The sequence below is a fragment of the Streptosporangium sp. OZ121 genome, assembly GCF_051918885.1.
Lineage (GTDB): Bacteria > Actinomycetota > Actinomycetes > Streptosporangiales > Streptosporangiaceae > Streptosporangium.
Genome location: NZ_JBPXMC010000025.1, coordinates 23,159 through 38,158 on the forward strand (window position 1 = coordinate 23,159; position 15,000 = coordinate 38,158).

At 71.2% G+C, this 15,000-nt stretch carries 14 protein-coding genes; 3 read left to right on the top strand and 11 right to left on the bottom strand.

Annotated elements, in window-relative coordinates:
* Nucleotides 1-130 precede the first annotated feature (130 nt).
* The 9 genes from ACTOQ1_RS32530 to ACTOQ1_RS32570 form a co-directional block, all read right to left on the bottom strand.
* Nucleotides 131-1,006, bottom strand: a complete 876-nt coding sequence (locus tag ACTOQ1_RS32530; RefSeq protein WP_440071801.1) for a hypothetical protein — start codon at nt 1,004-1,006, stop codon at nt 131-133.
* 98 nt (nt 1,007-1,104) lie between these two features.
* Nucleotides 1,105-2,496 (bottom strand): MFS transporter, encoded by a 1,392-nt coding sequence (locus ACTOQ1_RS32535; RefSeq protein WP_440071802.1) that lies wholly within the window; start codon nt 2,494-2,496, stop codon nt 1,105-1,107.
* On the bottom strand, nt 2,493-3,398 hold the full coding sequence (locus tag ACTOQ1_RS32540) for a zinc metalloprotease (protein WP_440071803.1): 906 nt from the start codon (nt 3,396-3,398) through the stop codon (nt 2,493-2,495). Before ACTOQ1_RS32540 ends, ACTOQ1_RS32535 begins: the two co-directional genes overlap by 4 nt.
* A 120-nt stretch (nt 3,399-3,518) precedes the next feature.
* Nucleotides 3,519-3,770, bottom strand: a complete 252-nt coding sequence (locus ACTOQ1_RS32545; RefSeq protein ID WP_329091055.1) for a DUF3039 domain-containing protein — start codon at nt 3,768-3,770, stop codon at nt 3,519-3,521.
* Between the two features lie 207 nt (nt 3,771-3,977).
* Nucleotides 3,978-4,556, bottom strand: coding sequence for a YqgE/AlgH family protein (locus tag ACTOQ1_RS32550; RefSeq protein ID WP_389922645.1), 579 nt, complete (start codon nt 4,554-4,556; stop codon nt 3,978-3,980).
* 155 nt (nt 4,557-4,711) lie between these two features.
* Complete coding sequence (locus ACTOQ1_RS32555; protein WP_362850780.1) at nt 4,712-6,124, bottom strand: NAD-dependent malic enzyme; 1,413 nt, start codon at nt 6,122-6,124, stop codon at nt 4,712-4,714.
* Between the two features lie 200 nt (nt 6,125-6,324).
* Nucleotides 6,325-7,266: a tetratricopeptide repeat protein gene (locus tag ACTOQ1_RS32560; protein WP_440071804.1), complete on the bottom strand. Its 942-nt coding sequence runs from the start codon at nt 7,264-7,266 to the stop codon at nt 6,325-6,327.
* Between the two features lie 46 nt (nt 7,267-7,312).
* Entirely contained in the window at nt 7,313-8,980 is a 1,668-nt protein-coding gene (locus tag ACTOQ1_RS32565) for an acyl-CoA mutase large subunit family protein (protein ID WP_440071805.1), read from the bottom strand.
* Nucleotides 8,981-9,159: 179 nt separating this feature from the next.
* Entirely contained in the window at nt 9,160-9,693 is a 534-nt protein-coding gene (locus ACTOQ1_RS32570) for a MarR family winged helix-turn-helix transcriptional regulator (RefSeq protein ID WP_440071806.1), read from the bottom strand.
* Nucleotides 9,694-9,984: 291 nt separating this feature from the next.
* Here ACTOQ1_RS32570 and ACTOQ1_RS32575 point away from each other — a divergent pair, with 291 nt between their 5' ends.
* Together ACTOQ1_RS32575 and ACTOQ1_RS32580 are read left to right on the top strand one after the other, a co-directional pair.
* Entirely contained in the window at nt 9,985-11,400 is a 1,416-nt protein-coding gene (locus ACTOQ1_RS32575) for a hypothetical protein (RefSeq protein WP_440071807.1), read from the top strand.
* Between the two features lie 55 nt (nt 11,401-11,455).
* Nucleotides 11,456-12,133, top strand: coding sequence for a DUF4230 domain-containing protein (locus tag ACTOQ1_RS32580; protein WP_362850789.1), 678 nt, complete (start codon nt 11,456-11,458; stop codon nt 12,131-12,133).
* 66 nt (nt 12,134-12,199) lie between these two features.
* Here ACTOQ1_RS32580 and meaB read toward each other — a convergent pair whose 3' ends face one another.
* Together meaB and ACTOQ1_RS32590 are read right to left on the bottom strand one after the other, a co-directional pair.
* Nucleotides 12,200-13,144, bottom strand: coding sequence for a methylmalonyl Co-A mutase-associated GTPase MeaB (meaB, locus tag ACTOQ1_RS32585; RefSeq protein WP_440071808.1), 945 nt, complete (start codon nt 13,142-13,144; stop codon nt 12,200-12,202).
* Nucleotides 13,141-14,328 carry an acetyl-CoA C-acetyltransferase gene (locus tag ACTOQ1_RS32590; RefSeq protein WP_440071809.1) on the bottom strand — a complete coding sequence of 396 codons (1,188 nt, stop codon included), beginning with the start codon at nt 14,326-14,328 and terminating at the stop codon, nt 13,141-13,143. The genes meaB and ACTOQ1_RS32590 overlap by 4 nt, the downstream gene beginning before the upstream one ends.
* Nucleotides 14,329-14,411: 83 nt before the next feature.
* Here ACTOQ1_RS32590 and mce point away from each other — a divergent pair, with 83 nt between their 5' ends.
* Entirely contained in the window at nt 14,412-14,873 is a 462-nt protein-coding gene (gene mce / locus ACTOQ1_RS32595) for a methylmalonyl-CoA epimerase (protein ID WP_440071810.1), read from the top strand.
* Nucleotides 14,874-15,000: the final 127 nt, after the last annotated feature.

Consider the following 15,000-nt stretch of genomic DNA (forward strand, 5'->3'; position numbering starts at 1 on the left):
CCCAGGGTAATCTGCGCCGCCGACAAGACGTGCCGATCCGCCGACATCCTCGCCAAGGTCGTCTCCTCGTGCTAGTGATTCGCGCCGATGATTCGCGAAGCCGGAAACCCCGGGACCGCGCGAGACCCCCTCAGCGCAGGCCCGCGATCACCGTGTCGATCTCGGCCCTCGACACGGGATCGTCCGGCTGGGTCATCGCGACCACGACCACCGGGCGCGCCCCGGCCCCCGTGAGGAAGACCACGCGCAGGTACGCGGGCCGGTTCACCACGTCCAGGTACTCCGCGCGCAGGGAGCGGGTGTGCCCGGTGCGTGCCCCCACGGTGATCTCCGTGTCGTCCACGACCTTCACCTCGTCGCCGTGGAGCAGGAGCCGCGCGTACAGGTCGCTGAGCTCGGCGGTGGTGGCGCGCACGTCGGTCACCGGCTCCGCGGGCATGACCATCACGGTCGTGTTGACGCCGTCGCCCGCGGCCGAGGTGAAGTCCGTGACCGGTGGCACCGTACCCGCGAGCCAGCGGTCGGGCAGCGGGTAGCTGACCCCCGCGACCGGGTCGGTCACCCGCCCCGGCGGCGGAGAGGGCAGCGCCCGCAGCGCCAGCACGACCACTCCGGCGATGACGCCGCCCCCGACGGCCAGGGCGAGCAGTACGAGCAGCACGCGTCGCAGGCGCCCCGGACGGCGCTCGGGAGGCGCGATGGGCGTGCCGTACCAGCGGGCCGAGGGCGGGAGGTCGTCGCCGGGCTCGGGGATGCGGGGAGGCCACGTCAGGCTGGAGCGGGCATCAGGCGGCTCGGACGGCCCGTCCTCCGGCGGCGGCCAGGGGCGGTACTCGTCGTCCTCGGGCGCCGGCCAGGGACGGCGCTCGTCGTCGAGGTCCGGATCCGAGCGCGGCCACACCTCGTCCTCGGCCGCCCGCGCGGCCCTGCGGGCCCGCCGGGACCGGCGCCCGCCGCCACGGCCGGACTCGTCGGGCGGGTCCGACCGGCGAGGTCGTTCGTGCACGGGACCTCCTCCAGGCGGCGACGGTCCTACCGTCCTACCACGCATCCCGCGGCGTGACCCGGCTATGGGTGATCGCTGTTACGGGAGTGACCAATGAGTCATGGGATGTCCCTCATGCGCCGGGCCACGACCGTCCCGAAGAGCCCGATGGAGGCCATCAGCACGACGATCGTGGTGTAACCGGTGGCGATGTCGTCGTGGCCGATCAGGTTGATCAAAACCCCGCCGAAGCCGATGGTGATCGCGCTGCCCAGGGTGTCGACGACCTGGAGCGCGGCGGAGTTGGCGCCCTGCTCGGCGTCGGGCGACTGGCGCATCGCGGTGACGTTGACGCTGGTCATGCCGATGCCCATGCCGAACCCGGCGACGACCCAGGCGGGCACGGTGACCCAGCCGCTGACGCCGGGCACGAGGGCGAGCAGGGTCATCAGGATGCCCGTGGTGATCGCCGTGGCGCCGATCCGTACCAGCAGCGGCCTGTCGTACGAGCGGCGGGTCTGCAGGTAGGAGCCGGTGGTCCAGCCCAGGGCGCCGAGGGTGAGCGCGACCCCCGCCTCGGCGACGGAGAAGCCGTGCACCTTGGTGAGGAGCAGCGGGATGAAGGCGTTGACCCCGAAGAACGCCGAGGCGAGCACCCCGCGCATCATGATCGTGGTGGGCAGGCCGCGACCGAACCTGAGGGCCCGGGGCGGCAGCAACCTCGGCAGGCCCGCGGCGAGGACGACCAGCCCGGCGACGGCGGCGATCCCGCCCGGTGCGGGGGTCTCATGAAGGTGGCTCGCCCCGTACAGCAGGACCCCGGCGCCGCACGCCGTGGCGGTGGCGGCCAGGGTCATCGCCAGCGGCCTGGAGCGGGGTCCCGTGGAGGGCGTGGGCGTCGGGGAGTGCCCGCCGATGCGCAACGCGGGCAGGAGCATCACGAGGGCGGGGACGACCAGCGGCACGATGCCGTAGAAGACCCACCGCCATCCCGCGGTCTCGGCGATGAGGCCGGTGAGGCCGGGCCCGACCAGGGCGGGGAGTACCCAGGCCGCCGACAGCGCGGCGAACACCCGGGGCCGGGTCGCCGGGACGTAGACCCGCGCGATCATCACGTAGATCGCCACGATGACGGCGCCGCCGCCGAGGCCCTGCACGACCCGCGCGACGATGAACAACTCCTTGGATCCGGCGGCCCCTGCCATGGCCATACCGGCGGTGAACAGCCCCACGCCGAGCAGGAACGGCCAGGCGTGCCCTCGCCGGTCGGACCAGAGCCCGGCGACGACGTTGGCGAACAGGCCGGCGATGAGGAAGGCGGAGAAGCTCACCCCGTACAGGTCGAGGGCGTCGAGGTCCTCGGAGACGGCGGGCATGACCGTGCCCACGGACATGCCCTCGAAGGCGATCAGCGTGACGACGAGCAGGATGCCCAGGGAGGCGGTCCGGTATTCGGGACCGAAGATCCGGGGGGTTTCGTATGGAGCGTCGGCTGTCTTCGGTGCTGTCACCCGTCAAGGGTAGTGTCCGCTCCCCGGCCTCGGTAGACGGCCCACATCTCCTGCATCCTGGCGGCCTGACCAGGGGTGAACCCGGACATGCAGCGGTCGTCGGAGTAGTCCATGAAGTTGTGGACCGGGTCGGGGCCGCCGCCCTTGCACGTGTCCTTGATCAGCGGGCAGCCCTCGGTGGGCTGCCCCTCGGGTTCGGTGTCGGCCACGCCGTCGCCCGGCGGATCGCAGCCCTTCTCGAAGGTGTGCAGCAGCCCGAGCCAGTGCCCGATCTCGTGGACGCCGGTGTACCCCCGGTCGAAGCTGCGCATCGCCCCGCCGGGCAGGCTCCGCCAGTCGACGACCACGCCGTCGAGGCCGGGCTCCTTGCCGTACCCGTGGGGGTAGGTGGAGTAGCCGAGCACCAGCTCGCCGAGCTGGGCGAGATAGAGGTTGAGGGTCTCGGGGCCGCCCCTGCGCATCCGTTTGATCGATCGCTCGTGGGTGACGGGCTCGCGGAACCAGGCCGCGTTGGCGGTACGGGTGACGCCGTCCAGCCTGAACCGGATCCCGGTGTCCGCGCCGCCGAACCCCCCGGAGTAGGCGGCGTTGAGCGTGGCGATCTGGGCGCGCACGGCGGTGTCGGGCGCGCCGAGGCGACCGTCGGTGATGACGTGCACCCAGGTGGGCACGGTGATGGCCGGCAGTCGCGGGAGCGGGCTCGATCCGCGCCGCCCGCCGGCGCGCGCGGATGACGGCACGGACGGCATCGACGACACAGGCGGCACCGGCGCGTGCTCCGCCGCCACGGGACGGGCGAGCCGGACGGCGTGGGCGCACCCCGGCGGCCCGGACGCGGCCGTACCGCCGGGAACGGCCGGAACGGGAGGAGAGGCGCCCACCGTGAACAGGCATGCGGACACAACGGCGATCGCACGCCGAAACATGGACTCCCCCGACAGATCCCAGACGCTGGTCGTTCGCCGCCCCCCGGCGGCATCCCGACCGTAGCCTCATCTGTGGCGATCACCCATGAGCAACACTCACTCGTTGTTGCTGTCTTCACCCTTCGGCAGACCCGAGTAGATCTCCTTGCACTCCGGGCAGACCGGGAACTTCTGGGGGTCGCGGTTCGGCACCCAGACCTTCCCGCAGAGCGCGCGGACCGGGGTCCCGCTCAGCGCGCTCTCCATGATCTTGTTCTTCTCGACGTAGTGGGCGAAGCGCTCGTGGTCGCCGTCGCCGTGCGACAGGTCCGGCCGGACGTCGCTCTCAGGGAGAATCTTCGTACTCACCCTGGCGATTTTATGCCCGTACCATCGCGCTCGGGGCACCGGTGGCCGGTGGGTCGCGGAACATCTCCCACCGGCGCGAGCATGACCGCCGGCGCGGGCCCGGCCACCGGCGCGGGCACGACGCCCCTGACCGGCCCGGTGCCCGGTCGGCGGGGTCCCGCGCGGGCCCGGCCGCCTGGGGACGGCCGTCCGGGAGCGGCCGTCCGGCTAGTTCATCGACGGGTCGTCGGGACAGGTGGCCACGTAGGCGAGCTCGCCCCGCTGCCGGCGCAGCACCGCCCGCCACAGCGACTCGGGCTCGTGGTGGAAGGTGTCGCCGGGCTCCGCGTCCACGACGTACCAGGCGCCCTCGCCGATCTCGCTCTCCAGCTGGCCCGCCGACCATCCCGCGTACCCCGCGAAGATGCGCATCTGGGCGATCTCCCCGGCGAGGATCTCCGGCGGCGCGTCGAGGTCGACGGTGCCGAGCCTGGAGACGGCCGCGGTGCCCGCGTGCAACCTCCGCCAGCCGAGCGGTTCCTGGCCGCTCGGGACGGCGGCCAGCGCCAGCGCGCTGTCGGTCTGGACGGGACCGCCCTGGAACAGCACGGACGGGCCGGTGACCATGGTGTCCCAGGTGGGGAGCACCTGGATCACCGAGATGTCACTCGGTCTGTTGAGCACCACGCCCAGGGTGCCGCCGTCGAGGTCGTGTTCCAGCACCAGGACCACGCTGCGCCGGAAGTTGGGATCTTCCAGTTGCGGCGTCGCCACCAGAAGCCCACCGACGTAGATCGCCTCCGCCATACCTCCATCATGAGGGGTGAACCCCCTTTCGCGCTGCTCCACCCGCTCTTCCGATGGTTCGGGCCTCACCCGGTGTCACGTGACGCGCGGGTGGGCGCGCTCCTCGGGGCGGGACGGGAGCCGCGGGCACCGTCCACGCCTCCGTCAGACCTCCGTCATGCCTCCGTCATGCCCGTACGAGCCCGGCCACCGGCCGACTCGCGCACGGCCGCCGCGACGGCGCCCGACACGTCCGGGTGGAACACGCTGGGGATGATGTAGTTGGGGCCGAGCTCCTCGGCGGTCACCACGGCGGCCAGCGCCTTGGCCGCGGCCAGCAGCATCTCCTGGCTGACCACGGTGGCCTGGGCGTCGAGCAGGCCGCGGAAGACACCGGGGAAGGCCAGCACGTTGTTGATCTGGTTCGGGTAGTCGGAGCGACCGGTGGCGACCACGGCGGCGTACTCGCGGGCGTCGTCGGGCGAGATCTCGGGCTCGGGGTTGGCGAGCGCGAAGACCACGGCGTCCTTGGCCATCGTGGCGATGTCGTCGCCGTTGAGGATGCCGGGCGCGGACACGCCGATGAACACGTCGGCGCCCTTGACCGCGCCGCGCAGGTCGCCGGAGTAGCCCTCGGCGTTGGTGTGGTCGGCGATCCACTGGAGCGAGTCGTCCAGGTCCTGGCGGCCGCGGTGCACGGCGCCCAGGTAGTCGCAGACGACCAGGTTGCGGGCGCCCGCCGCGAGCAGCAGGCGCAGCACCGCCGTACCGGCCGCTCCCGCGCCCGCGAGGGCGATGCGGACCTCGCCCAGGTCCTTGCCGACCACGCGCAGCGCGTTGGTGAGCGCGGCCAGCACGCAGATCGCGGTGCCGTGCTGGTCGTCGTGGAAGACCGGGATGTCCAGCAGATCCCGCAGCCGCCGCTCCACCTCGAAGCAGCGCGGCGCCGAGATGTCCTCCAGGTTGATGCCGCCGAAGCCGGGGGCGATGATCTGTACCGTGCGCACGATCTCGTCGACGTCCTGGGTGTCCAGGCAGATCGGCCAGGCGTCGATGTCGGCGAACCGCTTGAACAGCGCGGCCTTGCCCTCCATGACGGGGAGCGCGGCGGCCGGGCCGATGTTGCCCAGGCCGAGCACCGCCGAGCCGTCGGTGACGACGGCGACGGTGTTGCGCTTGATGGTCAGGCGGCGGGCGTCCTCGGGGTTGCGGGCGATGGCCATGGAGACCCGGGCGACGCCGGGCGTGTAGGCCATCGAGAGCTCGTCGCGGTTGCGCAGCGGCACCTTCGACCGCATCTCGATCTTGCCGCCGAGATGCATGAGGAAGGTACGGTCCGAGACCTTGTGGATGACGACGCCCTCGACGCCCTCCAGCTTGTCGACGATCGCCTGCGCGTGATCGGTGTCACGCGCGGCGCAGGTGACGTCGATGCGCAGCGTTTCATGGCCGGCCGTGGTCACGTCGAGCGCGGTGACCACACCTCCGGCCGACTCTACGGCGTGGGTGAGCTGGCTGACGGCATTGCCGCCGGCGGGCACCTCCAGGCGCACGGTGATGGAGTACGACACACTCGGCACGGTGGCCACAGCCAATCCGCTCCTTTGCGACTGACTTTGGTTGGGATGGTTTCCATCGTGCCATCCCGTGACGAGTGTGCGCGCCCAGGTCGGCGGACCTGCTCATATAGATGCGGTCACGACATACCCCATGTCACCCGGCCCTCGATCCGGACCGTGAGCCGGGTGCCCGGACCACCGATCGCCCGGAAAGTCCCTCGGAACAGGGCTCAGAACAGGGCGCTGGCCAGGTTCCTGCGGGCCCTGCCGATGGAGGGGTCGTCACCGGGGAGCGTGTCGAACAGGCCGAGCAGGTGCACCCTGGCCGTGTCGCGGTCGGCGCCCGAGGTGCGGCGCACCACGTCGACGAGCCGGTCGAAGGCCTTGTCCACCTCGCCGGAGAGCATCTCGAAGTCGGCGGCCAGGAGCTGGGCCTCGATGTCGGCGGGGTCGGCCAGGCGGCTCTGCAGGCCGGCCGGGTCGACGTCCTGGGTGCGGCGGATCAGGCCGAGGCCGGCCAGGCCCAGCTTGGCGTCCTGGTCGTTCGGCGAGCGGGCCAGCAGCCGCTCGTACGCGGCCACCGCGCCGTCGAGGTCACCGGCGTCGATGGCCTGCTCGGCGGCGAGCACGTCCGGGTCGACCGGGGGCTCCTGCGGCTGCTGCTCCTCCGCCCCGTTCGCGGCCTCCTCACCGGGGGGCGGGAGGTACTGGGCCAGTGCCTCCATCAGCTGCGACAGCCAGTCGCGCAGCTGCGGCTCGGTGGCGATGCCCGGGACGACGGCCACCGGCTGCCCCTGGAAGATCGCGTACAGGGCGGGCACGTTCTGCACCCGCAGCGCCTGCGCGATCTGCGGGCTGAGCTCGACGTCGACCCTGGCCAGGACCCACCGGCCGGTGTTCTCCGCGGCCAGCTTCTCCAGCAGCAGGCTGTACTGCTTGGCCTGCTCGGCACGGGTGACGGTGAGCTCCAGCAGCACGAGGCCGTTCATGGAGCGTTCGACGACCTCGGTCGCGAAGTTGGCGTCGTCGATGTCGATGACCGGCGCCGGAACACCGCCGGTTTCCTGCGCGGTGGTCTCCCGCCGCGCCTGTGCCTCGAGTGCCTGCTTGCGGGCGCCGAGATCGACGGCGCCGTAGAGCGATCCGGGTCGAGTGAAGTCCGCTGGGCTCATGACTCCAATCCTGCCGTATCCCGGTCGATGCCCCGACGCGCCACCGCTAGAAGCGGGCCGGTTCGGTGTAGACGCCCCATTCGTCGCGCAGCGCGTCGCAGATCTCGCCCAGCGTGGCCTCGGCCCTGGCCGCGTCGAGCATGGCGGGGATCATGTTGCCCTCACCCCTGGCGACCTGCACCATCGTGGCCAGGGCGGCGTCCACGGCCGCCTGGTCGCGGGCGGCGCGGCGTTCGGCCAGGACGCGGTTCTGCTCGCGCTCGACCTCGTGGCTGACCCGGAGGATCTCCAGCGGCTCGTCGATGGAGGCCGTGTGGCAGTTCACCCCGACGATCCTCTTCTCGCCCTTCTCCAGCTTGCGCTGGTAGTCGAAGGCCGCCTCGGCGATCTCGGACATGAACCAGCCGTCCTCGATGCCGCGCAGGATGCCCGAGGTCATCGTGCCGTCCGAGCCCATCTCCCTGATCCTCGTGAAGATCGCCTCGGCCTCGGCCTCCAGCCGGTCGGTGAGCGCCTCCACGTACCAGGACCCGCCGAGCGGGTCGGCGACGTTGACGATCTCGGTCTCCTCCATGAGCACCTGCTGGGTGCGCAGCGCGATCTCCGCGGCCTTCTCGGAGGGCAGCGCGAGGACCTCGTCGAGGGCGTTGGTGTGCAGCGAGTTGGTGCCGCCGAGCACCGCCGCGAGCGCCTCGACCGCGGTGCGCACCACGTTGTTGTACGGCTGCTGCGCGGTCAGCGACACACCGGCCGTCTGGGTGTGGAAGCGCAGCCACTGGGCCTTTTCGGTCTTCGCGCCGTAGACGTCGCGCAGCCACCGCGCCCAGATCCGCCGGGCGGCCCTGAACTTCGCGATCTCCTCGAAGAAGTCGATGTGCGCGTCGAAGAAGAAGGACAGGCCGGGGGCGAAGACGTCGACGTCCAGGCCGCGCGACAGGCCCAGCTCCACGTAGCCGAACCCGTCGGCCAGGGTGAAGGCCAGCTCCTGGGCGGCCGTGGAACCGGCCTCGCGGATGTGGTAGCCGGACACGCTGAGCGGCTTGTACGCGGGGATCTCGGTGGCGCAGAACTCCATCAGGTCGCCGATCAGCCGCAGGTGCGGTTCGGGGGCGAACAGCCACTCCTTCTGCGCGATGTACTCCTTGAAGATGTCGGTCTGCAGGGTCCCGTTGAGCTTCCCGACGGGCACCCCCTGCCGCTCGGCGGCGACGACGTACATGCAGAAGATCGGGACGGCCGGGCCGCTGATCGTCATCGAGGTGGTGGTGTCGCCGAGCGGGATGCCGTCGAAGAGCAGGTCCATGTCCAGCGCGGAGTCGATCGCCACGCCGCAGTGGCCGACCTCGCCGAGCGAGCGCGGGTCGTCGGAGTCGCGGCCCATCAGCGTCGGCATGTCGAAGGCCACGCTCAGCCCGCCGCCGCCCGCGCCGAGGATCATCTTGTAGCGCTCGTTGGTCTGCCTGGCGTTGCCGAACCCGGCGAACTGCCTGATGGTCCACGCCTTGCCCCGGTAGCCGGTGGGGTGCAGGCCACGCGTGAACGGGTACTCACCGGGCCAGCCGATGCGCTCCATGCGCGCGTCGCCGCCCTCGGGCCCGTAGACCGGCTCCACCTCGATCCCGGAGAGGGTGCGGAACTCCGCCTCGCGCTTGCGCGCCCCGTCGAACCGCGCCTGCCAGCGTGCCCGTCCCGCCTCGACCCGCTCAGCGTCCATGGCCAACCCCCTTGTACGGCATGTGGCTTCTTATCCGGCTTGTGGCCTCATGCAGATACTAGGACGTCCTACTAATTCTTGGCCAGGCGTGCGTCCGCGCCGAGGTGGATCGGGAGGGCCGAGCCGGGTAAGAGCGGCCTCACCGCGACGCGCAGCGTCGCCTTCAGTACCGGTCGCCTTCAGTACTGAAAGTCGCCGGCGGCCACGCGGAGGGTTCTGAACAGGTCGAACATCTGGTCCAGTTCCGCCTCGTCGTACATGGGCATGGCGAAGTCGGCCTCCATCAGGTCGGCGGTCGCCCGGCGGACGGTCTCGCGGCCCCGGTCGGTGATCTCGGCGAGCACGCCCCGGCCGTCGCGGGGGTTGGGCATGCGCCGCACCAGACCGGCACGTTCCAGGCGGCTCACGGTGTTGGTCACGCTCGTGGGGTGGACCATCAGGCGCTCGCCGATCCTGGAGAGCGGCAGCGCCCCCGTCTTGCTGAAGGTCAGCAGCACCAGCGCCTCGTACCGAGCGAAGGTCAAGTCATGCGGTTTGAGCAGCGTGTCCAGTTGCGACAGCAGGATCTGGTGCGCTCTCATGATCGATGTGACGGCGGCCATGGCCGAGGAGGGCCCGAAGTGAACGCGCCACGTCTCCGCGGCACGTTCGATGGGGTCAAACGGGAGATTCAGCTGACCTGTAACCACAGGGCTACGGTAGCGCGGCCTCATCCCGGTTCGCCCATATACGTAGAGTCACCGGACTGATGGCTTCACCAAGAACCCGGACGCCAAACGTCACGCTCCGTTATGGTTCCCACATCGAATGGTGAGGCCGTGGCCAAGTGGCCACGATGACTCAGTCCGGCCTGCGGGGGACGCGAGCCGGACCGGTGCCGAGGGGACCGGCATCCGCACATTCACGGCACGGGGGGTGCTTGATGAACGACAACTTGACGGCGTTCGGACGCCGTACGGACTTCGGCTACACCGACGCGGCGTGGGTTTCCACCACGCCGGCCGGTGCGTGAGCACAGGGGCGTTTCACGCGAGGAACTCCAGCAGAGCGGACTGATGGCCGTCGCCATCCTGCTCGTGCTCGGGGTGGTCGCGGCGTGGAGCGTCCTGGTTCCCGGTGTCAGCGCGTGGGAGAACATCGTCGTCGCGGTGATCGGCTCGCTCCGGCTGACCGGCCCGGTGGCGGCCGCGTTCGCCGCCTGGGTGGCGGTGCGCAGGCGGCGCGGGACACGCGGGCGGTCGATGACGCCGTGGCAGGCGGTACGGGCGCCACTCGCGATCCTGGTGGTGTCGGGAGGCGCGTTCACCGCCACCGTCGTGGTCCTGGCGGTCAGAACCATGATCACGGAGCAGGCCGGGCGGCTGCTGCCCAGCGGCCTGGTGATGGGCGCGGCCGGGCTGGCGCTGTACGTCGTCATCGGCTGGGTGGTCGGCTGGCTGCTGCCGTGGACGATCACCCCGGTCCTGGCCGGGCTCGGCTGCTACAGCCTGTTCACCTGGCTGTGCCAGGGGCCGGCCTGGGGCGACCGGCTCGCCCCCGCGACGCGGGAGCCGTACGACCCGTTCCAAGGGCTGAACGCGGCGGCGTTCACCGACCAGACGCTCTGGCTGGTGGGGATCAGCTCGGCGCTGCTGCTCGGCTGGGCGGCGGTCGTGACGCGCCAGGCCCTGGTGCTGGCCGCCGCGCTGATCGCGGTGCTGGCCGCGGGGACCGGCATGGCCCGGCTGTTCACCGAGCAGCAGCCGGTCTCGGCCCAGCAGGTCGTCTACAGCTGCCAGGAATGGCCGATCATGGTCTGCGTGCACCCGGGGATGCGCGCCGGCCTGCCCGAGCTGAGCGCGGAGTTCATCAAGATCGCATCCCGGCTGGCGGGGACGCCCGGGGAGTTCTCCCGGGTGGAGCAGCACCCACGGCGCGACACCACCCCGGTCGCCGCGGGCGTGATCGCGATTCACGTCGACGACCTGGCGGCCGGGTTCGCCGAGAAGGCGGCCGACGAGTTCGTCGACGGCCTGGCCGCCCGGTGCGACGCCACCCCCGCGGCGGGCTACCGCGACATCGTGGCCGCGTGGCTGCGCGGCGAGCCGCTGCCCGGCGGGCCGCTCCCGGAACACCGCTACGCCGCGGCGTGGTTCTCCGGCCTCACGGACGTCCAGCGGCGCGACTGGCTCCGGCTCTCCTACGCCGACTTCACCGGTTGCCGGCTACAAAGCACTCACTTCGGGGGCCAGGCCGGGCAGACCTCTCAGACAGGGCAGACCGGGCAGGGGGCGGGGGGCGCCTCGACCGGCCCCGAACCCCGGCCCGGCACCGGCCACCAGGCACCCGGCGGGCTCCCCTCCCCCGGAGCGAGCACCCCGGGCGGCCCCTGGCGCGTCCCCTCCGCCGAAGGCGGCGCGCTCCCGTCGCCACGGGGATAGGAAGATCGGCATAGGCTCCGCGTGAGAAGGTCACCGTCCGGGGAAGGAGAGCGCTGTGAAAGCCTCCCAAGAAGCTCCGCCCGCGGCGCCCCAGGCGGCCCGACGCGGGCGCGGCTGGCGTTTCCTCGCCGGGCTGCTCGTCGTCGTCGTCCTTCTCGTCGTGGGCGCCCGCCTCACCTGGTCGTGGCTGAACCCGTTCGGCGAGGAGACGGTCGACCGCAGCCAGCCGGTGCTGCTGGAGTCCATCCACAACCTCAGCCGCTTCGAGGCCGCCACCGGCAACTTCCAGGTCGTGGTCGACCTGGAGAAGGACGCGGCCTTCCTGCCCGACGCGGTCAAGGGCAGCCGGACGCTCTTCGTCGGAGCCGGCGGCGTCGACGCCTACGTCGACTTCGGCGGCATCGCCGGCAACGCCCTGACGGTCTCCCCCGACCGTACCGAGGTCACGGTGAAGCTGCCCCGCGCCCAGCTGGAGAAGCCGAATCTCGACAACAAGCGCTCGTACGTCTACGCCCAGCAACGCGGCCTCTTCGACCGGGTCGAGGACCTGCTGTCCTCCTCCCCCGCCGACCAGCGGGAGCTCTACATGCTGGCCGAGAAGAAGATCGCCGAGGCCGCCCAGGCCAGCGACCTGCGCAACCGGGCCGACCAGAACACCAAGATCATGCTTGAGGGCCTGCTGAAGGGTCTCGGCTTCGAGAAGGTCACCGTCAAGTTCGCCGACGAGACCTGAGCCCCGGTGTCCGAGCCCCCGCACGGGGGCTCGGACACCGGGAGACCCGGGAGACACAGACCTCGCTCAGCCCGCGGCGACCAGGAGCTCGTCCGCCGCGGTGTAGGGGTCGAGTCCCGCGTCCAGGACGCGGGTGGCGAGGGCGTCGAGGCGCCGGTCGCCGTGCAGGTGGGCGAAGCGGGAGCGCAGGGTGGTGAGGGCGATCGCCTCGATCTCGTCCCTCGCCCTGGCGTGGCGGCGGCGGACGAGCTCGCCCGACGCCTCCAGATAGGCCAGGTGGTCGTCAAGGGCGCCGACCACCTCCTCGCCCCCCTCGCCCCGGTAGGCCACGGTCTGCACGATCGGCGGCCTCCAGGGCCGCTCGACCAGGGCGATCATGTTGCGGAGCTCGCGGACGGTGGCCTGGGCGCCCTCGCGGTCGGCCTTGTTCACCACGAACACGTCGGCGATCTCCAGGATGCCCGCCTTGGCCGCCTGGATGCCGTCGCCCATCCCCGGGGCGAGCAGCACGACGGTGGTGTCGGCCATCGAGGCGATGTCCACCTCCGCCTGGCCGACCCCGACGGTCTCGACGAGGATGACCTCGCAGCCGGCCGCCTCCAGGACGCGCAACGCCTGGGGCGTGGCCCATGACAGCCCTCCCAGGTGCCCCCGGCTCGCCATCGACCTGATGAACACGTCCGGGTCGGTGGCGTGGTCCTGCATCCGGACCCGGTCGCCCAGCAGCGCCCCGCCGGTGAACGGCGAGGACGGGTCGACGGCGAGCACGCCGACCCTCATGTCCCGCTTGCGGAACGCGTGGACCAGCATCCCGGTCGAGGTGGACTTGCCGACGCCGGGAGAGCCGGTGAGCCCGATGATCCGGGCCCGGTGCGGCCGGTCCGCGCAGAGCAGCCCGGTGATCTCCCGCAGTCGCGGGGAGCCGTTCTCGACCATGGAGATCAGCCGGGCCACGGCCCGCGGCCTTCCCTCCCTGGCCATCGCGACCAGGTCGGAGACCTCCGCGGTCATGCCGAGGGGACGCGGATGATCAGGGCGTCGCCCTGCCCGCCACCGCCGCAGAGACCGGCCGCGCCGAGGCCGCCGCCCCTGCGCCTGAGCTCGTGGGCGAGGGTGAGCACGATGCGGGCGCCGGAGGCGCCGATCGGGTGGCCGACGGCGATGCCGCCGCCGTTGACGTTGATCCTGTCGAGGGAGACGCCGAGCTCCTTGGCCGACTGGAGGACGACCTGCGCGAAGGCCTCGTTGATCTCCAGCAGGTCGAGGTCGCCGACCGAGAGTCCCTGCTTGCCGAGCGCGTGCTTGATCGCGTTGGCGGGCTGCGACTGGAGCGAGTTGTCGGGCCCGGCGACGTTGCCGTGGGCGCCGATCTCGGCCAGCCAGTCGAGGCCGAGCTCCTCGGCCTTGGCCCTGGACATCACGACCACCGCGCAGGCGCCGTCGGAGATCTGCGAGGCCGACCCGGCGGTGATCGTGCCGTCCTTGGCGAACGCGGGCCGCAGCCGCGACAGGATCTCGACGGTGGTGTCCCCGCGCACGCCCTCGTCGGTGGAGAAGACCGCCGGCTCGCCCTTGCGCTGCGGGATGGCCACCGGCACGATCTCGTCGTCGAGCGTCCCGTTCTTGATCGCGGCCGCGGCGAGTTCGTGGGAGCGGGCGGAGTACGCGTCCTGCTCCTCGCGGGTGAGGCCGAGGCGCGCGTTGTGCCGCTCGGTGGACTCGCCCATGGCCACCTGGTCGTAGGCGTCGGTGAGGCCGTCGAAGGCCATCGAGTCGACGACGCCGGCGGAGCCGTACTTCACGCCCCTGCGCAGGCCGGGCAGCAGGTGCGGGGCGTTCGACATGGACTCCATGCCGCCCGCGACCACGATGTCGAACTCGCCGGCGCGGATGAGCTGGTCGGCCAGGGCGATGGCGTCCAGGCCGGAGAGGCAGACCTTGTTGATCGTCAGGGACGGCACGGTCATCGGGATGCCCGCCTTGACGGCGGCCTGGCGGGAGGGGATCTGACCGGCGCCCGCCTGGAGCACCTGCCCCATGATCACGTACTGCACCGCCTCGGGGGCGACGCCGGAACGCTCCAGCGCGGCCTTGATGGCGATGCCGCCGAGTTCGGCGGCCGACAGGCCGGACAGCGAACCGAGCAGTCTTCCGATGGGCGTACGAGCTCCGGCGACGATGACGGAACCAGACATGAGTGGAGCCTCCCTGGCGGGCTTGGGGCGACTTTGCCACCATACCCATGAGTACATCAGCGATCGCCATGGAGGATGTCCCTATGTTCATGCGCATCGATCATGTGGGAATCGCCTGCCACGACCTTGAGGAGAAGATCGCTTTGTTCGAGCGGATCTTCGAGCTCACGGTGGTGGCCCGCGAGGTGAACACCGAGCAGGGAGTGAAGGAGGCCATGCTGCACATCGCCGACGGCGAGGGCGGTGGATCTTATATCCAGCTCCTCGAACCGCTCGGCCCCGACACGCCGGTCGGCAAATTTCTCGCGAAGCGCGGGGAAGGTGTTCACCATGTCGCCTTCGGCGTCCCGGACGTCGTGCAGGCCCTGGAGAAGATCGACGACAGGGGTGTCCGCCTCCTCGACAAGCAGCCGCGCCACGGCTCCCTGGGCTCCTCGATCGCTTTTCTTCACCCCAAAGACGTCGGGGGAATGCTCACCGAACTCGTGCAGGCCGCGGAAAGGCAAGCCGAGGTCACGCCGAATGCAAGAAACGCTGATACGTAACAAGTCACGCATAAAGCCGGACGAGACCGCCAACTCGGCACCAGCGGAGTACGCTGGCGTACCACCGGACGTGGATCCCGCCCCGGCTCCCGCTTCGGATGCCTGAAACCCCCGTCCGGCCCGTGTA